Genomic DNA, 21,482 nt, shown 5'->3' with positions numbered 1-21,482 from the left:
GATTTCCTGTAGGTTTGACCCCATGTTATCAAAGGCGCAAATTAAATATATTCAATCATTACAACACAAAAAAAACAGGCAAAAATCCGGCCAGTTTGTAGCGGAGGGTGACAAGATAGTGCAGGAACTGATCACCGGCAGCGCCGCCGCCGTGAAAGCTGTATATGCCACTGCGCAGTGGCTGGAAGGCCGCCGGGTGCCGGCGGGCATTGCGGTAGAAATGGTAACGCCGGAGGTATTAAAGCAGCTCTCTTCGCTTTCCACGCCCAACCAGGCGCTGGCCCTGGCAGACATGCCTTCCCTGCCGCCGCTGCGGCTGGAGGGGGCAGTATCCCTTGCGCTGGATACCCTGCAAGACCCCGGTAACCTGGGCACCATTATTCGTATAGCCGACTGGTTTGGCATCCGCCAGGTGATCTGCTCCCCAGACAGTGCTGACGCCTACAACGCCAAAACCATACAGGCTACCATGGGCAGCCTGCTGCGTGTACCGGTATACGTACAGCCCCTGGTTGAACTATTGCAGGCCCACCCCCATATTCCCTCCTATGCCGCCACGCTTCACGGGGATAACATTGTGAACGTTCCGCCGCTGAAAGAAGGCATCATTCTCATCGGCAACGAATCTCGCGGGCTGAGCGCCGCCGTGCTGGAGCACTGCAGCCGCCGCATTACCATACCGCGGCTGGGAGAAGCGGAATCTCTCAACGCAGCCGTGGCCACCGGCATTATCTGCGGCCGGTTGCTTATTTGAACTGGATAGCCCTTACCGGTACAATGCGGCGTACCAGCAAGGATGGTATGAGCAGGATGAGCACACAGATGAGCAGCGTACCCACATTGATAAGTATCACTTTCCACCACTGGATGGCAATGGGCGCCATCGTCATGTAATAGGATTCTTCGGGCAGCTTGAAAAAACCGGTGTATTGCTGCAGCAGCGCCAGGCCAATGCCCAGCACATTGCCTATCAGGATGCCGGCCAGCGTGATGTAACCCGCCTGGTAAATAAAAATGCCCTGTATAGCGCCATTGCGCATGCCGAGCGCCTTCAGAATGCCCACCATGTTCGTTCTTTCCAGTATGAGAATAAGAATGGCCGTGATCATGTTGATCACCGCTACAATGGTCATGATCACCAGGATGATAGTCTCGTTTTTATTCTGCAGGCCCAGCCAGTCAAAAATATTGGGGTATACTTCCTGCATGCTGCGCAGCGCCAGCTCATCCGGCAGCAGGTTCCCGATGCTGCTGCGGGCGCTGTCTATCAGCCGGTAGTTGTCAAGAAACACTTCGTAGCCGCCTATTTCACCCGGCTCCCAGTCGTTCAGGCGGCGAACAAGCCCCATATCACCTATCAGGTAAGTTTTATCATACTCCTCGATGCCGGTTTTATAAATGCCGCAAACGGTGAGCTTGCGCGCGCGGGGCGGCAGCCCGTCTCCCCGTACAAAATATACCACGACGGCGTCGTTGAGCTTTATCTGCAGCAGCGCCGCAGTGTTGGCAGACACAATGATCTCGGAAGAATAACCGCTGTCTGTAAACCGGATGGGACGGCCTTCTTCCAGGAAAGCGGGCTCATTGCCGGGGGCAATGCCCTTGAATATCATGCCCTCTGTTTCCTTGTCTTTTTTGACGATCACGCTTTTGGTGGCAAACGCGTCTACCTCCTTCACACCTGGCAGCGCGCGGATTCCGGCCTCCAGGGCGCTGTCTGCCATAAAGGGCACCTGTTCCGCCAGCGGGCCTGCGTTCACCTGGTATTGGGTGATGTGCATGTGGCCCCAGAAGCTGAAGATCTTGTCCGAGATAACCTGCTGAAAGCCGTTGATCAGCGCAGTGGCCATTATCATCACCGCCACACTGAAAGCCGTGGCAATCATGGCTATGTTGATAATGAACTTGGAAAAGGAAGAAAAGCGGTTGAAGGCTATCCTTCCGGCAATAAACAGGGAAACGCGCATGCCGCAATTTATACAATTTAGAAATTCATTGTAAATTACAGCTATGAGGAAAGTAGCACAAGCATGCTTTACCGTTGTGGCATTATTCGGTTTTTTGACCCTGCGGGCACAGGAGAATGCCATTACGCCAGACCACATTTATCACCGCAACATTGCCACAGTTAAGCTGAACCCGCCGGGAGAGCCCCTGGGCATGCCCGTGGTGGCCCTGAACTCCAATGAAACGCTGGAGCTGAGCTTTGACGACCTGCTTAATGAAATGCGCACGTATTATTACACGCTGGTACTTTGTGATGCAGACTGGAAGCCGGCAAGGCTCAACCCCATTGAGTACCTCCGGGGCTTTACAGAAAACCAGATCAGGAATTTCCGCTTCTCCAGCATTGCCCTGCAAAAATATGTGCATTACAGCCTGCAGATACCCAACTCCAACTGCATGCCCACCAAAGCGGGCAATTACCTGCTGAAAGTGTATCTTGACAGTGACACGTCCAAGCTGGCCTTCACCCGCAGGCTGATGGTATACAATAACCGGGCAGGCGTAACGGGCTTCATTTCCCAGCCCACTAACCCCAAGCTGTTCCGCACTTCGCAAAAGATCAACGTGGCCGTTAATACCAAAGGCCTGAACGTACAGAACCCCTTTGACCAGGTGAAGCTGGTGATACAGCAGAATAACCGCTGGGACAATGCCATCACCAACCTGAAACCGATGTTCATTAAAGGGGATGTGATAGAGTACAATGCGGAGCAGGACTGTATTTTTCCCGCCATGAAAGAGTGGCGCTGGGTAGACCTCCGCAGCTTCCGCCTGCAAACGGAACGGGTGCAGAAAACGGACTACCGCAAATCCAGCACGGAAGTAACGGTGCTGCCTGACTTCCCGCGTGACAATGTGGTATACCAATACCTGAAAGATATCAACGGCATGTTCTACCCCGGCATCATAGAAGACTATGACCCCAGCTTTGAGGGAGACTATGCGCGGGTAAACTTCACCTTCCCGGCTAAAGAACCCTATGCCGGGTATGATATGTATATTTTCGGGGAACTGACCAATTACGAGCTTAACACCCTCAACAAAATGACCTACAATGGCCCGCGGCAGGCCTATGAAGGGGCCTTGTACCTCAAGCAGGGCTATTACAACTACGTGTACGGGCTGCTGGACAAAACCAACAACCAGTTCAGTACGGAATTTACGGAGGGCAACTGGTGGGAAACGGAAAACTCCTACACCGTGCTGGTATACTTCCGTTCCCTGGGCGGGCGGTATGATGAGCTGGTAGGCCAGCTGCGCCTCAACTCGCTGCTGAACCGCAGCCGTTAACCGGTAACCGGCGTAACGGGGTCTGTCTGGTATACAGATTGCCGCAACTTCACAATATTGGCTGCCCCGCGTTTGATGATGATGCGGGTACCACGGTCGTACGTAAAATACCGGTAAAACCAGTTGATGAACACCACCAGCTTGTTACGGAAGCCCAACAGGTTCAGCAGGTGAACCACCATCCAGGCTATCCAGGCCAGGTAACCGCTGAGCCGGATGCCCGCAAACTCTGCCACAGCCCGGTTGCGGCCAATGGTAGCCATGCTGCCAAGGTCTTTGTATTTGAATGGTTGCTGGCCATACCCCTTCAAAGCCGCCTGGATATTCCTGCCCAGCTGCTTACCCTGCTGCATGGCCACCTGCGCCACCATGGGGTACCCTTTCGGGAACCTGTCATCATTCACCATCAGGGCAATATCTCCTATTGCGTAAATATTGTTGGTGCCTTTTACCAGGTTAAACTCATTCACGTTCACCCGCCCGTTGGGCAGCACCTCTCCTTCCGGCAAACCGGCAATGGGCACGCCTTTAACGCCGGCAGACCACAGCAATGACTGCGTTTGTATGGTTTCCCCGTTGCTGAGCAACAGGTTGAGACCGTCATAATCTTTTACCGCCACATTGGTCATCACCTTTACGCCGATATGCTCCAGGCTTTCAAAGGTTTTCCGGCTGCTGGCCTCTGTCATTCCCGCCAGCACGCGCGGGCCTGCTTCTATCAGGTAGATGTTCATCAGGTGCAGGGGCAGCTCCGGGTAGTCTTTCGGAAGAATGTATTTACGCAGCTCCGCAAAAGCGCCTGCCAGTTCCACACCGGTAGGCCCGCCGCCCACCATCACAAAGTTGAGCTTGGGCCTTACTTCCGCTTCGTTCTGCAACAGCAGGCACTCTTCAAACTGTTTCAGCACATAGTTGCGGATCTGCACCGCTTCTATCAGCGATTTCATGCCAATGGCATGCTCCTCTATCAGCTTGTTGCCGAAAAAGTTGGTGTTGCTGCCGGTGGCAACAACAAGGTAATTGTATTTGATATCACCAATATTGGTGACCAGTATGTTCTCTGCCGCATTCACGTTTTTCACCTCCGCCATCCTGAAATGGAAATTCTTCTGGTGCTTGAAAATGCCGCGCAACGGAAAGGCTATGCTGTCTGGTTCCAGGCCGGCAGTGGCTACCTGGTATAAAAGGGGCTGAAAAAGATGGTAATTGTTCCTGTCCAGCAATACTACCTGTACGGGGGCGCGCTTTAAAGCCTTAGCCAGGTTAATGCCTGCAAATCCTCCTCCAACGATCACTACCCTGGGCCGGTCTGTATCCGGTATGTTCGGTTGTATCATGATTTGTGATTTAAATGCTACAGCAAATTGGCCACAAATGCCATACCATTGTTAATTTTTATCAAAAGTACAAAACTTTCAGTATAAAATGAAAGATACTGTAAAAAAGAACAGGCGGCAGCTCCCTTTTTTCCGGGAAACCACCGCCTGTTCAACACATTTCCGTACCGGGTTATTGTTGCACGATCAGGGGGAAAAGGGGGCTTTCCACGTGCGCTGCACGCATATATCCATCCATTTTCTTTATAATATCTGGGTGTTGTGCCGCCACGTTATGCTTTTCACCAGGGTCTTGCTGCAGGTCATACAGCTCCAGGGGGCCGGCAGGGTCTTTTTTCACCTGCAGGCGAACGGCCTTCCACTTGCCGGCGCGTACGGCCTGGCGGCCACCGCCTTCATGGAATTCCCAATAAAAATAGGGATGTTCCTTTTGCCTGCCTTTGCCCAGCCAGGTGGGCAATATGGATATGCCGTCTGTTGCCTTTGCCGGCGGGGCGCCCGCTATGTCAAGGAATGTAGGCATCAGGTCCCAGAAGGCGGCAGGCTGCGCGGTACGGCTGCCGGCCTTTACCTTGCCCGGCCATTTCACAATAAAGGGCACGCGGATGCCGCCTTCATACAGGTCTCGCTTTACGCCGCGGAAACCGCCACTGCTGTTAAAAAATGCCGGGTCTGCGCCGCCTTCTGTATGAGGGCCGTTGTCACTGCTGAATATGACAATGGTGTTGCGGGACAGCCCCAGTTCTTCCAGCTTGTCCAGCACCTGCCCCACGTATGCATCCAGGCGCGTTACCATAGCGGCAAAGGTGGCGCGCGGTTTTGCAACAGACGCGTAGCCGCCCACAGAGGCCTGCGGGCCGTAGTCGTTACCCTTATGCGGCGTTTCGCTGAAGCTGTGCTCGTACTGGCGGTAGTATGCATCTTCCGGCCCCTGCAGTTCCGCATGCGGCAGCACGGTAGGAATGAACAGGAAGAACGGCCGGCTCTTGTTGGCTTCAATGAAAGCCAGCGTTTTTTCCTGTATCAGCTCCGGTGCGTACACCTTTTTCTGCTGCAGGTTATTGCCTTCGAGTATTACTTTCCTGTCATTATCCCACAAATGGGTGGGGTAATAGCGGTGCGACTGCCGCTGGCAGTTGTAGCCGAAGAAGGTATCGAAACCTTTTTTATCAGGCGCCCCGCTGGTGCCTACCATACCCAGGCCCCACTTGCCGAAAGCCCCGGTAGTGTAACCTGCCTGCTGCAACATTCTGGCATAGCTTTGCACGGAGTCTGCCAGCGGCTCCTGCCCTTCCGGCTGTATTTCCTTGTTGCCACGAATGTAGGTATGCCCGGTATGCAAGCCGGTCAGCAACGATGCGCGGGAAGGCGCGCAAACAGACGTGCCGGAATAAAAGGAAGTAAAACACATGCCCTGTTTGGCAAGGCGGTCAAGGTTCGGTGTTTTGATCTTTTGCTGCCCGTACGGCCCAATATCCCCATACCCCAGGTCATCCGCAAGAATGAACACGATGTTCGGTTTTTGCTGTGCATGCACCACCGTGGTTAACGCGGCGCAGCAAAAGGAAAGAATAAGCAGTTGTTTCATGTGTCTATTATTACCAGTCTTTGTTTTGCGTAATGTTGCCGCCGCTGGCGGTAACTTCCTTATAAGGTACAGGATATAAATATTGTTTGGCGGCAAAGGAAACATAGTCTACCGGCTGATAGCTGTACGCGAACGTTCCGTTGGCGTTGCGGGTGATCTTCACGCCGGATACCTGTTTGTTCAGCGTTTGCTCCGCCACCTTCCAACGCCGGAGATCCCAGTACCGGTGCTCCTCGAAAGCCAGCTCCAGCCGCCGTTCCAGCCGTATGGCCTCCCGCATTTCCGCTTTGCTCATATTGGCTTTCAGGCCATACAGGCCATCTGCTCCCGCCTGCAGCCCTGCTCTTTTGCGGATGTCTTTCAGCTGCGTGTATGCCGCCCCCCGGTTGTCTGTTTCGTTGGCGGCTTCAGCATAGTTCAGCAATATTTCCGCATAGCGAAAGATAGGGAAATTGTGGTTCTGGTTAGAATAATCACTGGCGGCGGCAAAATCTCCCAGGAACTTGCGCATATAATACCCTGTGCGTGTGCGGCGCGCCACGCGCACTTCGGCGGACGGGTTATCCAACCCGCCTTCAAACGTTTCAACAGAGCGCCCCAGCCACATCATACCGTTATAAAAAACCGTGGCGGCCAGGCGCGGATCACGGCCGGCGTATGGATTGGCAGGATTGTAGCCGGAAGCGGCGTCAGTAATGGCAAGGCCGTTCAGCATGGGGAAGGCATCTACCAGCTGCTGTGTTGGACTAACATATCCCTGGCTCACATTAGGTTCCACATACCCCACGGGCGCGTTCTGCCGCTCCAGGTTGGAATGCTGCGCGGCCTGGTAGGCCAATATCACTTCCGGGCTCTTGCGAACGGTGAACACATCCCTGAAATTACCTGCCAGCGAATATTTACCCAGGCTGATCACGCTATTGGCTGCCGCGGCGGCGGCGGCCCACCTGGCGGGGTCATCCGCGGGGTTGTTCAGCGGGCTGGCGGCCAGCAGCAGCGTTCTGCTTTTCAGCGCCAGCGCAGCGGCCTGGGTGATGCGGCCAAGGTTGGTATTGTCTATCGGGTCTGTGCGCAGAGACGGGAAAATGGCATCACATTCCTGCACAATGTAGGCCACCACTTCATCAAATGTGCTCCTTTTCACCAGGATGTTCTCTTCCAGTGAATAGGCCTTGTCTCCCAGTAGCGGTACGCCGCCGTAGCGGCGCAGCAATTCAAAGTAGCTCATGGCCCTGATAAACCGTACCTCAGCTTTCCAGTAGGCTTTGGTAACGGCATCACGCGGTACTACATCAATGTTGGCAAGGAACAGGTTGGCCCTGCGGATGGCCTCATACGCGGGCGCCCATTTATCGTCTGGATTGTTCACGGCGGAGAGCCTAGACTTTCCAAGCACTTCAATATTGCTGCCGAAGCTGGACGCAACGGCATCGTCTGTTGCGGCGTCCAGCACCACATTGTCTATACGGTTATACCCGTTCGGCAGAAAGGCGTAAATGCCGTTCACCACCCATTCCGCATAGGTAGCGTTCTTGTCAAGCGAATCGTACACGATGTTGTTGGTGATCCGCTCAACAGGATAGTCTTCGTACTTCTTGCAGGAGAACGCAAAAACAAAAGTTGCTGCCGCCAGTATGGATATTTTGATGTTCATGAGCTTTCAATTAAAATTTGATCGATATGCCTCCGTTGAGAATACGTTGCAGCGGGTATCCCAGGCTGCCGTTTTCCGGGTCAAACCGGTCTTGCCCGCTGAAGGTGAGCAGGTTGTAGCCGCTTGCAAATACGCGGCAGCCCTTGATCTTCAGGCGGTCCAATACTCCGCCGCGGAAAGTATATCCCAGCGCTACGGTCTTCAGCCGCAGAAAGTCTGCGGAGGCCAGCCAGAACGAAGAGTTTACATGATTGTTGGGATTGAAACCCGCGGTCAGGCGCGGATAAGTGGCGGTGGCGGCGGTTTCAGGCGTCCAGCGGCCGTAGTGATGCGGAAAGGCGGGGCCTCTCCCTTCGTTCTGGAACTCCCATTCTCCCAGGCCGGTAAGGCTCATCATGCGGTTGGCCAGGCCTGCTATCTGCAGGGACAGGTCAAAGCCTTTCAGCGTAATGCCCGCACTGATGCCGTAGTATATCTCCGGCTTGTCAGGGCCTATCTTCGTTACATCATAGAAATTGATCACGCCGTCACCATTCAGGTCCCGGTACTTCAGGTCTCCGGGCACGGAGCGGTATCCCTCCACCACCGGGCCTTCGCCGGCGCTGGTCACAAAGCCGTCTGCAATATATCCGTATTGCTGCCCGATGCGGTCTCCCGTTGTTTCCATCCAGGGGTATGCCTGTGCGGCCTGATCGTTGTAGGTAACGCGGCCCCGCTGTATGGCCATATTGGCGGCAATATAATAGTCAAGGGCATTCACTTTGTCTGCCCAGCGCGCGGTGGCTTCCAGCCCGGTGTACAGGCTTTTACCGATGTTCTCCGCCGGGTAGGGAGCGCCCAGCAGCGCTGTGTTACGGCCTCTCTGCTGCAGCAGGTCAAAGAACTGGTTCCGGTAATAGTCTACGGAGAGTGTGGCGCGGTTGTTCAGCATGCCGATGTCTGTTCCGATGTTCCATTTCAGGGCCTTTTCTGTAGTGCGTACGTAAGGCAACTGGCTCTCTTCGGTTCCCTGCACGCCCCCGGCGCCGGTGCCAATGTAATAGGCAGACCCGTAATTGGAATAGGTGTACAGGTAGCTGAAGTAGTTGGCGTCTATGCGGCCCGTAAGGCCATAGGTAGTGCGCAGCTTGAGGTGGTCAACCAACCCGTTTTCCGGGAAGAAATTTTCGTTGTGCACATTCCAGCCAATGCCTGCCGCGGGATACAAATTGTATTGATGGCCGGGCTTGTACCAGTTATTGCCGCTGTAGGAAGCCGCCAGGTCAACAATATACCGGTTGCCCATGCGGTATTCCGCACGGAAAATGCCGTTCTTGATCACAAACGGCAACTGGCTGCCGTAACGGGCGGTGCTGCGCTGGTAGTGCAGGGCTACGTCCAGGTGATGCTCTTTCCAGCTCCGGGAAACACCGGTTGAAAAGTCCATGAACAGCGAACCGTTGCGCACGCTTACGCCGGAAGAATTGTTCTGCTCGCTGATGCTGCCAAACTGCCGGTAGAGCGTATCATTGGCGCCGGTTATTTTCATTTCATAGGTAGCGAAGTTTTTGTTGCGGATGATGTTGTGAATGATCTCCATGGTGTAGGAAGCAGTAGCCTTTATCCACCATCCTTTCCAGACATCACTCATATCCCGCTCCAGCAGCAGGTCTGCCAGCCCGTCATTCATATTGATCTGCGAGTAGCCGGCGCCGGTAGACTGCCCCCAGATGTTGTTGGAGAACAGCTGGTTGCCGCCGAAGGAACCGTTGGGGTTATATACGGGGTACGCATTGGCGGGTGTATTGAGTATGCTGTTGAACAGCCCAGATACGCTGCCCGTTGAAATATCCAGCCTGCCCGTGTTGGGCGCAAAGCTGAGCGCGGCAGCGCCTCCGGGCGCGTTGCGCCGGCGGCTGGAGCCGTGTATGTTCAGGGATAATTTGGTGCGCGGCGAAAGGTCTATGCTCACATTACCGCGGAAGCCGAAGCGCCGGTAATCTACGTTGGTGCTGTAGCTGTTGAGGCTGTTCTGGTTCAGCAGGCCCTCCTGCTTCAGGTAGTCAATGGAAAGAAAATAGCCCAGGGCCTCTGTTTTACCGTCTGCGCTGAGCACGTACCGCTGGTAAGGCGCCTGCTTTTCCATGATGCGCGCGTTCCAGTTGTTGTCGGGATGCGTATAGGGAGCGCTGCCATTGCGGTATTTGGCAATATCATCCGCAGTATACAATGCAGGTCTTCCGTCATTCTGCAGCGCTTCATTGTACAGCTCGGCATAGGCGGCGGAAGACAGCAGCTCACGCTGTTGCAGCGGCTGCGCAATGCCGGTGTTCACGGAAAAATCCATGTTATGCCCCAATTGCGCCGCCTCCTTGCGCGTGGTGATCATGATCACCCCGTCTGCGCCTCTCAGCCCCAGCGCGGCGGTAGACAGGGCGTCTTTCAGCACGGTAACAGATGCCACCTGCTCCGGCAAAATGGTGTAGATGTTCCGGGGAATGCCATCTACCAGTACCAGCGGCGTTCTTCCACGCAGGGAAAAAACAGGCTGATCATTACCCGGCTCGCCGTTTTCCTGTGTGGTGGCCAGGCCGGCTATTCTGCCGGTCAGTGCATTCCCGATACCGGTCAGCGGCACGGCGCGCAGCGCTTCGCCATCTGCAAAGCCCACGGCAGATACCAGCCGGTCTTTTTGCTTTTGTGCGAAGAACAATGGATAAATGCTGTCTTGCTGCAGCGGCAGCCTGGCAGTATCCTGGAAAAACGGGCCTGTGGCATACGCAGCTACGGGCGCCAGGAAGAACAGGCTGAATATGATCTTTATATAGTTGTTCATGCTTCTCTGTTTTTACTCCTTAAAGGATTACCATCCGGGATTTTGCTTGATGTTACGGTTTACCGCAATCTCCGTTTGCGGGATCGGGAACAGGTAGCTGTTCACCTTGAAGTAGCGCGGACTTCTCACATTGAACCTGGCCTGGGTGAAAGTACCGTCTGTATTACGCCTGATGCGGATGCCTTCTATGGATTTCTGATCATACCGCTCCCCGATGCGCCAGCGGCGAACGTCCCAGTACCGGTGCTCTTCAAAAGCCAGCTCAATGAAGCGCTCCTTACGGATCAGCTCACGGGCTTCTTCCTGGTTGGGGCTTGCCGGAAGGCCGTAGAGATGATCCGGCCCCGGATCTATGCCGGCACGTTTGCGCAGCTCTACCAGTTGCGTTCTTGCCCTGGGCCAGTCACCGGTTTCATTGGCGGCTTCGGCCAGGTTGAGCAGTACTTCGGCGTACCTGATAATGGGCGGGCAGCGCAGGGTATTGGCGGAACTGGCCGCGCTGATGGTCTCGTCTGCGGCTTTCCTGGTGTAGTAGCCGGTACTGGTGCCGGTGTTGTTGGAAGCTGGTTTGAGGCCGTCCAGGTTAGCGCCTTCATATGTGTACACCGGCGTAAAAGAGTTAGTGCGGTGGTCGAAAAAGGGCGCACCGTTGTAAATGATGGTGAAATAGAAACGCGGGTCGCGGTTGGCGTACATGTTGTTCTCATTGTAGCCTGAGCCTGCCTCCGCGATGGCTTTCCCGTTTTTCATCGGAAAGGCATCTACCAGTTGCTGTGAGGGGTAGCGCAGGAAGGAGCCGTTGCGCGAAGGGGGATTGGTAGCGGCCTCAACAATTTTGTTGGCAGCCACCATTTCCGCCAGGATGTATTCGTTATTCACCCTTTCCAGGAAGAGCTGGTAAAAGCCGTTGCCGGGGCGGGTAGTATTGTCTGTATGAAGCGCATAGCGGTTCATATCTATTACTTCCTGCGCTGCCTGCAGCGCCTTGTTCCAGCGGCTTGCATCTGCGGAAGGATAGGCCGTTAACGGCACTACATCCGCCTCGGTGGCAAAGCTGCCGCCGTTGAATAACGGACTGGCGGCATACAGCAATACCCTGGCCTTGAGCGCCAGCGCCGCGCCGCGGGTAATACGCCCGTAGTTAATGCCGCTGTAGCTCAAGGGCAAGGCCGGCGCAATGGCATTCATTTCAGCAACAATGTAGTCTACACATTCCGCGTACGTATTCCTGCCTGCTTCATTGGGCGCGTTGAGGCTGAACACTTCGTCTCCCACCAATATTACACCGCCCCAGTATTTGGTAAGGTTATGATAAAAATACGCCCGCAGAAAACGCGCTTCCAGCGCCGTTCTGTCTTTGAGCTGCTGTGAAAGCGGCATGTTGGGCAGGTTCTTGAGATAGATGTTCACATGCCTGATGCCGGTGTAGAGATAGCTCCAGGAATTATCTGTTTTGGCATAAAAATTAGGCCCGAAGGTGCCGCCGAATATCTGGTTGGGCACGTTGTGCGCACCGGGCCAGCGGGTTTCCGCTTCGTCCGTACATTCACTGAAACCCGCGCCTACGGTATTCACTTCCTTGCCTGCGTTGTTGCCGAATTCCAGGCGACTGTAAATACCAGCCAGGAAGTCCATGGTGCGGGCGCTGTCTGCAAACACCGCGGCCTCATTCAGCTCATTCGTAGACTTCGGGTCCAGGAAATCTTTGGCATCCCTGCAGCTGAACAGGCAGGTGAGCGTGATGGCAGACAGGATGTATAATATGGTGGTATGCTTGTACATAGCTGATTGATAATTAAGGTAGATGACTGGTATCAAAGGCTGATGTTGAGGCCTGCGTTGAATATCCTGGTAACGGGATATACGTAAGTGCCGATGTTGGCCGCCACTTCAGGATCATACTGGTATTTGTCGAAGAACTTTGACCAGGTGAAGAGGTTGTACCCGTTGGCGAACAGCCGGAGCGAAGAAAGCTTCAAGCGCCGTGAGAACTGCTGCGGAAAGGTGTAGCCCATTTCCACGGAACGCAGGCGGATGTAATCTGTGCTTTGCGTCCAGAAAGTAGACAGGTTGCCGTTCGGGTTCATATAGGTGCCTACGAAGTTGGAGGTGAGGGCCGGAAACTCTGCCGTGGCAGCGGTTTCAGGCGTCCACCGTTTCATGTGCAGCGGCTGCAGGGCTGCTTTGAAAGGCACTGCCATATCGAAGCTGGTATGTGAGTCTGCGCCCAGGTTAGACTGGAACAACGCGGAGATATTGAAACCCTTGTAGTTGATGCCCAGCGTAATTCCCAGCACGGTGCTGGGCAGGTTGGGACGGCCGGTGTAGGCCATGTCATCTACATTGATGATGCCATCTCCGTTCAGGTCTCTATACCGCAGGAATCCTTCACGCACGGTGCCGGCAGGTTTGGGCACGTCTGGCTTGGTGAGGTCTTCTGCCGTGTAGAACGTGCCTTCCCAGATGTACTGGCGGTTGGTGCCAATGGGCATGCCGGTACGGTCTTGCCAGGGGTAGAGCGCAGGCGGATCGTCCCGGAACAATACCTTGTTCTTCGCAAAGGTCATCATGCCGCCAATGTTGTAACCTACCTTGCCCATGGTGCCGTTATGCCGGATGTTCAGCTCGTAACCGGCGTTCTCCACTTCACCCAGGTTCACATAAGGAAGTGTAGCCGTTTGCACACCGAAAGAACGGGGAATGGTTTGCCGGCGGGTCAGAATGTCGTACCGGTAATTGTGGAAGTAATCTGCGGTAACGCTAACCTTGTTATTGAACAGCGCCAGGTCTATACCGAAGTTCCACTTCCTTTCCGTTTCCCAGCTTACATCGTTATTACCCTGGTCACTTTCGATAATGGCTGATACGGGGTTGGGCGTTTCACCAAAGGCATAACCGCCGCTCCTTACGTATTTCTCTTCAAAGAAGTACTGGTTCACATCCCCGATATTATCGTTGCCTACTACGCCCACAGAGCCCCTCAGCTTCAGCTGCTGCACAAACGGCAGCCTGTCACGGAAAAAGTTCTCGTTATGTACGTTCCAGGCCAGTGCAAATGCCGGGAAAAGGTTGAAACGTTTCTGGGTAATGAAACGGTCTGAACCGTTGTAGGCGCCCGACGCGCTGAACACATAACGCTCCTTGTAGTTGTAGCCGAAGCGGTAGGTGTAGCCGCGGAAGTTGAAGGGCAGCGCCGCTCCTTCATAGTAGCTGGTCTGGTTATACAGCAGCAGCATGTTTACATTGTGCCCGCCGGCAAAATTCCCGTTGTAATTCAGGCTGGCCTGCAGGTTGAGTCGGTGGTTGGGCGTACCGCCGCCATACCCCAGCGTGTAAGGCGCAACGCGGTAAATATTCACGTCCCGCGGCGTGTAGGAGCCGTCTTCCGGGTTGTAGTAATAAGCGGGAATGCCGCTACGCGTCTGCGAGCGGGTGGCCGTGTTGGCGTAGGAATAAGTGGCCATCCCTTTTACAGAGAGGCCTTTGAGCAGGGCGTCCAGCTGCTGGTCTGCCGTAAAGCCCGCGTTCATGAAATTGTTATAGCTGCGGGAGTAGCCGCCCAGAGACATCAGGGCCGCAATGTTGTTAAACTTGTCCCTGGGCTGGTACAAACCTGCATCGGGATAGCCGAAGCTCCCGTCAGGGTTGTACACCGGGTAGCCGTAAGGCCGCGTGTAGTCATACTGGAATATCTGGAAGGCTACATTGGGCGTAGGCTGGTTGGTTTCCGCCAGCGTGCCTGTAAGGTCAAGCTTTACCTTCAATGAGTTGGTCACATCAATATCCAGGTTGGAGCGGAACTTGTAACGGTGCAGGTAATAGTTGTTATTGACCTTGCTGGTATTGGGCTCCGGCTCTTTGCCTTTGTAGGGAATGTCTTTCAGCAGACCGCCCTGGTTCAGGTAGCCCATAGAAAGAAAGTAGCGTACGCGTTTGGCGCCACCGGAAAAGTTCAGGTTGGTCTGCGTCATGGGCGCCAGGTTGCGGTAAATGGTCTTGTACCAGTCTACATCCGGGTGGCCGTACGGGTCTGTGCCGTTGCGGTACAGCTCCAGGTCTTCATCGTTGAACAAAGGCGCAAGGCCATCGTTCACCAGCGCCTCATTGGTGAGCACCGCCGCATCATACGCACCGAGCGTGCGCAACGTTCTCACCGGTACTTGTACCCCTGCCTCAGAGCGTATCTCTATGGAAGGCTTGCCGGTTTTACCGCGTTTGGTGGTAACCAGTATTACGCCGTTGGCGCCCTTTACGCCGTAGATGGCGGTGGCTTCTGCATCTTTCAGGATAGAGATAGATGCTACCTCATCTACGTTGATGAACTGGAACTGCCCCAGGTTGTATTCCACATCATCTACCAGTATCAACGGAGATACGCCGCCATTGTAAGTGGCTACACCGCGGATGGTCATTTCAGCGGCATCGCTGCCGGGCTGGCCGCTACGCTGCTGGGAAAAATAGCCGCTCACCTTTCCCGTAAGCAGGTTCTGCAGGCTGGCGCCGGGCGTTTCCCGGATGGTCTTCTGGTCAACCGTACTGATGGCAGCTGTTACCACCGATTTTTTCTGGGTGCCATAGCCCACCACCACCACTTCATCCAGGCCGGAGCTTTGCTCCTGCAAAACGACGTTGAGTGTGGAGCGCCCGCCCAGCCGCAGTTCCTGTGGGGAGTAACCGATATAATTGAAGAGTAGCGTATCTGCGTTGTCAGGTACATTGATCGTGAATTTCCCGTGCTCATCCGTAGTGGTGCCCAGCGAGGTACCTTTCACCCGCACCGTTACGCCCGGCAGCGTTTCACCCTGGGCGTTGGTAACCCGGCCGTTGATTGTTCTCTGCGGCGGGGGCTCCTGTGCCGGCGCAGGAGCTGGCGGCTGCCGCCTGGCCGTGATGAGAATGATCCTGTTCTCCAGGCGGTAACTCAGCGGCTGGCCTTGCAGCGCCGCTTTCAGCGCCTGTTCTACGCTGACGTTCTGCACGCGGAGCGTTACCGGCGAAGCGCCTTCCAGTATTTCAGTGCTGTACAGCACCTGGTAACCGGTCTGCTTCCTGATCTCCGAAAACACCGTTCGGAGAGAGGCATTTTCCAGCTCAAGACTGACCTGCTGGGGATAGGCTGCGCTCGATATCTGAACGAGAAAAGCCGTGAGTAGCATGGCTGTCAGCTTCATAACCCTGATGATTTTAGTTAGATTCTGGTAGGGGTACGGGATTCCCTTGCATAGAATACCGAAATTCATACATTTGCACGATTAGGTTTAAGAAATAAGTTATCCGAACGGCCTGTTTTGATAACCGTAAATTGACCTGATACAACCGGTTACGTTGCCCCGTAGCCGGTTACTTTTTTTGGTTGAATGTGTTTGTCTCTTAATGTTTTTTCATAATCCTGTTGTTCACTATTTGGTTGAATGTGTTTGCCGGTGCTCAGTGTTTCATAGTAATCGTATTGTTTACCAGCTGGAATTTTATGTTCCCCGTTTCTTCCAGCATCTTCAGCACGTCTGAAAGCTGCATGGAGCGGGGAATGCCGCCGTTGTAGCGGATGCGCGGAAAATCCTGCGCCACCTCCACATCATACCAGCGTGACAGCTGCAGCATGATGTCTGGCAAATAGGTATCATTGAATAGAAAATTCCCGTTCTTCCAGGCCATCACCTGCTCAACGTCCGCTTTCACTTTCCGCATGGAGCCAGACCGGATATTGAGCTGCGATTGTTCTCCGGGTACCAGCATATTACTTTCATGCTCGCCGTTCACGCGTACGCTGCCCTCCATCAAAGTAGTGCGTACCAGGCCGCCGTCTCCATAGGCATTTACGTTGAAGTGCGTTCCCAATACCTGTATGCTTTGGCCGGAAGATGTTACAATGAAAGGATGCCCCGCGTCTTTCGCCACCTCAAAATACCCTTCGCCGGAAAGCTCCACTTTCCTGACGCGGCCTTCAAAAGAGGTAGGGAACCGCAGTGAAGAAGCGGCATTGAGCCAAACCCTGGTGCCATCCGGCAGCCGTACCTGGAATTGGCCGCCACGTGGCGTGCTGATAACGTTGTAAGCCATCTCCGTGGCATTCTTTCCGCCTTCAGATTCGTAGATCACTTCATCCCCGGCAGATTTGGTGATGCGGGCGCCCGCCTGCGTGGCAAGGTTTCCGGCAGCCGCATCGTCCAGCGCAATCTTGCGGCCATTGGCAAGCGTCAATACGGCCCTGTTGCCGCCCGGCGCCTTGTTTTCCACCACAATGGCCATCTGCGGCGAGCCGGTTTTTTTTTCATCCTGGTTGAACAGCATCCAGGCCAGCACAATACCGGCCAGCAATGCGGCCGCCGCCAGCCATGCAGCCAGGGGCGGTTTGCCGCCTCTCCGGCGGGAAAGCTGCTGATCTATATTGCGTTTGATTTGCTGACCGGTGCGGTCTTCCACCTCCACTTCTTCCGCTTTGGCCGCCATAGCGTCAAACCAGGCGTTATACTGCGCTATTTCCTCATCGGAGGCCGTGCCTTCACTGATCTTGCCAGCCAGCTTGATAAATTCCGCTTCGTTCATGTACCGGGTATGTGTATATAAGGCACGCAGAAAAGCCGTACCCCCTATACGCTGTCAAAAAAAAATCAGAAAAGTATCAGGAGAGAAGAAAGATTGCCCAGCTTCACCCGCAGGCGCTTCAGGGCGGTGGTGATCTGGTTTTCCACCGTTTTTTCGGAAATGCCCAGCCTTTGTGCAATTTCCCGGTTGGAGAGATACTCGTTCCTGCTCAGCAGGAAAACTTCCCTGCAGCGGTCAGGCAGGTGTTCCGTAAAATGGAGAACGATGGCTTTCAGCTCCTTCAGCTCAACAGACAATTCCCCGTCTGCCGGCGCCGGCTCAGGCACAACAACCTGCCCGGAAAAGAGCCGCTGCTGGTGCAGGCGGCGGATGTAGTTGGAGGCCTTGTATTTGACGGCCATGGTGAGATAACCGCGCACGGTGGTGAGCACCAGGTGGCTGCGGTGTTCCCACAACCACACAAAAATATCCTGCAAAATGTCCATGCAGGCGCTTTCATCCCGGAGCACGGCGTAGGCGGTCTGGTAAAGAGCTTTCCAGTGGCGGTTGTACAGCTCATCAAAGGCACGGTGGTCTCCGGCCTTCAGCAGGTCCAGCAGTACAGTATCAGTATATGTGGAATAAGCCGTCATGTCATCCGGTGGAAGGGACGGCATGAAGATAAAAATAAAAAACACAAAAAAAAGGCAGTCTCTATGTTAAGAAACTGCCTGTTCGCTTATCAGACGAAAATACTTATTTCAATGCCAGGTGTAAAGCCGCTGCCAGCAATGCACCTATGATGGGCCCCACTATGGGTACCCACGCGTAACCCCAGTCACTATCCCGCTTCCCTTTGATGGGAAGGATGAAATGCGCAATGCGCGGCCCCAGGTCACGGGCGGGGTTGATGGCATACCCCGTAGGCCCGCCAAGAGAAAGGCCGATGGCCAGCACCAGCAGCGCTACCGGCAGGGCATCTACCGCACCCAGGCCCACCGGTATGGATGGCAGGGTACCCAGGGACGAAGGCAGGCCCTCCAGCTTGGCAAGATTTACCTCCCCTTTTGCAATGTAGAATACGCCGAAGATGAGCACAAAGGTGCCGATGATCTCCGTGAGCAGGTTGTTAGCCGTACCGCGAACGGCAGGGGCGGTACAAAAAACGGCCAGCTTGCCGTCTGCATCATCTGTTGCGTCAAATTGCTGCTTGTAGGCTACCCATACCAGGCATGCGCCCAGGATGGCACCCAGCAGCTGGGCAACGAGATACCCGGGCACCTGCGCCCATTCAATACCACCGGTTACGGCCAGCGCCAGCGTTACGGCCGAATTGAGGTGCGCGCCGCTGTATGCGCCCACTGCAAATACGCCTACAAATACGGCCATGGCCCAGCCCATTGTAATAACGATCCATCCGCCGTTCTGCCCTTTACTTTTGTTGAGTACACAGTTTGCCACTACTCCATCCCCCAGGAGGATGAGCAGTGCGGTACCGATCAGTTCTGCCAGGAATGTGGACATTGTATATCAGTTTTTTTAGAGGTGGTAATTATTGTTCAGCCCATACTTTTGCGGCGCGCACAGCGCGGTCCCAGCCTTTTGTCATCTCCTCCCGCTGCGCGTCTTCCATTTTGGGCGTAAAACGTGCATCTTCCTTCCACTGGCTGCGGATGGTATCAATGCTGTCCCAAAAGCCGGTAGCCAGGCCGGCCAGATAGGCCGCACCAAGCGCGGTAGTTTCCGTCACCTTCGGGCGCACCACGTTGGTACCCATAATATCCGCCTGGAACTGCATCAGCAGGTTGTTGGCCGTTGCGCCGCCATCTACGCGGAGCTCCGCTATGTTCATGCCGGCGTCTGCTTCCATGGCCTTCAGCACGTCCATGGTCTGGTAAGCAATGCTGTCAAGCGCCGCGCGGGCAATGTGGGCATCTTTGGTGCCCCGCGTCATGCCTACAATGGTACCGCGTGCGTACTGGTTCCAGTGGGGCGCCCCCAGGCCGGCAAAGGCGGGTACCAGGTATACGCCGTCTGTATCTTTAACAGACAATGCCAGCGCTTCCACATCCGCAGAATGGCGGATGATGCCCAGGCCGTCACGCAGCCACTGCACCACGGCGCCGCCAATGAAAATGCTGCCTTCCAGCGCATATTGCGTTTTATCTCCAATGCGCCAGGCAATGGTGGTGAGCAGGTTGTTGCCGGAGGTAATGGCTTTGCTGCCCGTGTTCAGCATCATGAAACAGCCGGTGCCGTAGGTATTCTTCACCATGCCGGGCTCTGTGCACATCTGGCCGAAGAGCGCGGCCTGCTGGTCTCCCGCAATGCCGGCAATAGGGATCTCGAAGGGTGTGAGCGTAGCCTCGGTATGGCCGTACACCTCACTGGAGGCCCGTACTTCAGGCAGCATGGAGGCGGGGATGTTCATCAGCTTCAGCAGGCTTTCGTCCCACTGCTGGGTATGGATGTTGAACAGCATGGTGCGCGAGGCGTTGCTTACATCTGTTACATGCAGCTTGCCTTTGGTGAAGTTCCAGATCAGCCAGGTATCTACCGTGCCGAAAGCCAGCTCTCCGGCCTCCGCTTTGGCGCGGGCGCCTGCTACGTTGTCCAGTATCCACTTTACCTTGGTGCCGGAGAAATAGGCGTCTACAATGAGGCCGGTTTTGCTGCGGATGTCTTCCGCCAGCCCCTTGCTGCGCAGCTCATCACAATAGGCGGCCGTACGCCTGTCTTGCCACACAATGGCATTATACAGCGGTTTACCGGTTTTACGGTCCCATACAATGGTGGTTTCACGCTGGTTGGTGATGCCCATGGCCGCAATGTTGTCTCCCGTAGTGCCTGCCTTCACAATAACCTCTGCGGCCACGCCGGCCTGGGTAGACCAGATCTCGTTCGGGTCATGCTCCACCCAGCCCGGTTGCGGGTAGATCTGTTTAAATTCTTTCTGGGCCACTGCTACAATGTTCCCTGATTTGTCAAAAATGATAGCGCGAGAGCTGGTGGTTCCCTGGTCGAGGGCCATGATGAATTTTGCTTCCATGCGTGTGTTCTGGCTATTTTTTAAAGTGAATTAGTATTGTTTAACGTGGTACATAGTTTTACGAGGTAGTAAGATAGTTGTAATAAATTAAAAGTAAAAAAAAATTCGCGGGGGAAATGAAAGTTTGAGAATGGCTGGGTGATAGCGAGGGCTATTTTCTGGTGTTACTCCGGGATTATTTTGGTTGATACTTGTGCATATCCTGGTACAACTATATACCCGTGCCGTATCTGTTCCGTATCCGTCACGTATCTGTCCCGTACCTGTTCCGCGTCTATTTAAGAGGCGGAACAGGTACGGGACAGAACTGGGTTAGAAACAGAACAGGTACAGCTTGGGATAAAGGTCTGGATAAGGTGGGGCGCTGGTTGTTGCGGCGCAGGAAGCGGGCGGGGGCGTAAAGAAGGGAACATGCCCAGCGCCTCTTTGGGCTGAGCGGCAAAACCGGTAGGCCTCGCCTGGGTCACTTTACGGCGCTATCAGGCACAAAAAAAAGGGAGCAACCTGGCGGTTGCTCCCTTCTATACGTTTATGATACCTGTTATTACATCTTTTTGGCATCTTCCAGGAATTTGGCCAGGCCAATATCCGTGAGGGGGTGCTTCAGCAGGCCCAGGATGGAATCCAGCGGGCAGGTGCATACGTCGGCCCCGTTTTCGGCGCATTTTACAATGTGCAGGGGGGTGCGGATGGAAGCGGCCAGCACTTCCGTTTTGAAGCCCTGGATGCTGTAGATCTGGGCAATCTGGGCTATCAGCTCAATACCGTCCCAGTTGCTGTCATCAATACGGCCAATGAAGGGGGATACATAGGCGGCGCCTGCCTTGGCGGCCAGAATGGCCTGGCCGGCGGAGAACACCAGCGTACAGTTGGTGCGGATGCCGTTTTCAGTGAACCATTTGATGGCTTTCACACCGTCTTTGATCATGGGCACCTTCACCACAATATTGGGGTGAATGGCGGCCAGTTTCTTGCCTTCTTCCACAATGGAAGCAAAGTCTGTAGAGAGTACTTCGGCGCTTACATCGCCTTCCACCATTTCGCAGATGGTTTCATAGTGTTTCATGATGGCAGCTTCCCCTTTGATGCCTTCCTTGGCCATGAGCGAAGGGTTGGTGGTTACGCCGTCCAGGATGCCCAGGTCATGCGCTTCCTGGATCTGCGAAAGGTTTGCTGTATCAATAAAGAATTTCATATTGGGAGATCGTTTATGTTTG

The 21,482-nt window shown here is 54.6% G+C and carries 14 protein-coding genes; 2 read left to right on the top strand and 12 right to left on the bottom strand.

Annotated elements, in window-relative coordinates; translation table 11 throughout:
• Positions 1 to 118 precede the first annotated feature (118 nt).
• Positions 119 to 754, top strand: a complete 636-nt coding sequence (locus ABDW36_RS09840) for an RNA methyltransferase (RefSeq protein ID WP_343701731.1) — start codon at positions 119 to 121, stop codon at positions 752 to 754.
• Here the strand turns inward: ABDW36_RS09840 and ABDW36_RS09835 are convergent.
• Positions 747 to 1,967: an FtsX-like permease family protein gene (locus ABDW36_RS09835; RefSeq protein ID WP_343701730.1), complete on the bottom strand. Its 1,221-nt coding sequence runs from the start codon at positions 1,965 to 1,967 to the stop codon at positions 747 to 749. The two genes, ABDW36_RS09840 and ABDW36_RS09835, sit on opposite strands and share 8 nt — an antisense overlap.
• Before the next feature lie 43 nt (positions 1,968 to 2,010).
• Here ABDW36_RS09835 and ABDW36_RS09830 point away from each other — a divergent pair, with 43 nt between their 5' ends.
• The gene (locus ABDW36_RS09830) at positions 2,011 to 3,297 is read left to right on the top strand and encodes a DUF5103 domain-containing protein (protein ID WP_343701729.1); all 1,287 of its coding nucleotides are present in this window, start codon (positions 2,011 to 2,013) and stop codon (positions 3,295 to 3,297) included.
• Here the strand turns inward: ABDW36_RS09830 and ABDW36_RS09825 are convergent.
• From ABDW36_RS09825 to fsa, 11 genes are all read right to left on the bottom strand, one after another.
• Positions 3,294 to 4,634, bottom strand: coding sequence for an NAD(P)/FAD-dependent oxidoreductase (locus tag ABDW36_RS09825; protein WP_343701728.1), 1,341 nt, complete (start codon positions 4,632 to 4,634; stop codon positions 3,294 to 3,296). The two genes, ABDW36_RS09830 and ABDW36_RS09825, sit on opposite strands and share 4 nt — an antisense overlap.
• 172 nt (positions 4,635 to 4,806) lie before the next feature.
• The gene (locus ABDW36_RS09820) at positions 4,807 to 6,222 is read right to left on the bottom strand and encodes an arylsulfatase (RefSeq protein ID WP_343701727.1); all 1,416 of its coding nucleotides are present in this window, start codon (positions 6,220 to 6,222) and stop codon (positions 4,807 to 4,809) included.
• Positions 6,223 to 6,232: 10 nt separating this feature from the next.
• The gene (locus ABDW36_RS09815; RefSeq protein ID WP_343701726.1) at positions 6,233 to 7,876 is read right to left on the bottom strand and encodes a RagB/SusD family nutrient uptake outer membrane protein; all 1,644 of its coding nucleotides are present in this window, start codon (positions 7,874 to 7,876) and stop codon (positions 6,233 to 6,235) included.
• 10 nt (positions 7,877 to 7,886) lie between these two features.
• Positions 7,887 to 10,691, bottom strand: coding sequence for a SusC/RagA family TonB-linked outer membrane protein (locus ABDW36_RS09810; RefSeq protein WP_343701725.1), 2,805 nt, complete (start codon positions 10,689 to 10,691; stop codon positions 7,887 to 7,889).
• Between the two features lie 27 nt (positions 10,692 to 10,718).
• Positions 10,719 to 12,473, bottom strand: a complete 1,755-nt coding sequence (locus ABDW36_RS09805) for a RagB/SusD family nutrient uptake outer membrane protein (protein ID WP_343701724.1) — start codon at positions 12,471 to 12,473, stop codon at positions 10,719 to 10,721.
• Between the two features lie 32 nt (positions 12,474 to 12,505).
• A complete protein-coding gene (locus tag ABDW36_RS09800) occupies positions 12,506 to 15,862 on the bottom strand; it encodes a TonB-dependent receptor (RefSeq protein ID WP_343701723.1) in 3,357 nt (1,118 codons plus the stop codon).
• Positions 15,863 to 16,118: 256 nt separating this feature from the next.
• Positions 16,119 to 17,237 carry a FecR domain-containing protein gene (locus ABDW36_RS09795; protein ID WP_343701722.1) on the bottom strand — a complete coding sequence of 373 codons (1,119 nt, stop codon included), beginning with the start codon at positions 17,235 to 17,237 and terminating at the stop codon, positions 16,119 to 16,121.
• Between the two features lie 65 nt (positions 17,238 to 17,302).
• Entirely contained in the window at positions 17,303 to 17,893 is a 591-nt protein-coding gene (locus tag ABDW36_RS09790) for an RNA polymerase sigma-70 factor (protein ID WP_343701721.1), read from the bottom strand.
• 79 nt (positions 17,894 to 17,972) lie between these two features.
• Entirely contained in the window at positions 17,973 to 18,740 is a 768-nt protein-coding gene (locus tag ABDW36_RS09785) for an MIP/aquaporin family protein (protein ID WP_343701720.1), read from the bottom strand.
• Between the two features lie 28 nt (positions 18,741 to 18,768).
• A complete protein-coding gene (gene glpK, locus ABDW36_RS09780) occupies positions 18,769 to 20,265 on the bottom strand; it encodes a glycerol kinase GlpK (protein WP_343701719.1) in 1,497 nt (498 codons plus the stop codon).
• A 544-nt stretch (positions 20,266 to 20,809) separates the two neighbouring features.
• Positions 20,810 to 21,460 (bottom strand): fructose-6-phosphate aldolase, encoded by a 651-nt coding sequence (fsa, locus tag ABDW36_RS09775; protein ID WP_119078807.1) that lies wholly within the window; start codon positions 21,458 to 21,460, stop codon positions 20,810 to 20,812.
• Positions 21,461 to 21,482: the final 22 nt, after the last annotated feature.

The organism is Chitinophaga sp. (assembly GCF_039596455.1).
Lineage (GTDB): Bacteria > Bacteroidota > Bacteroidia > Chitinophagales > Chitinophagaceae > Chitinophaga.
Note: the sequence above shows the minus strand (reverse complement) of the source record. Positions and strands in the feature narration are given on the sequence as shown.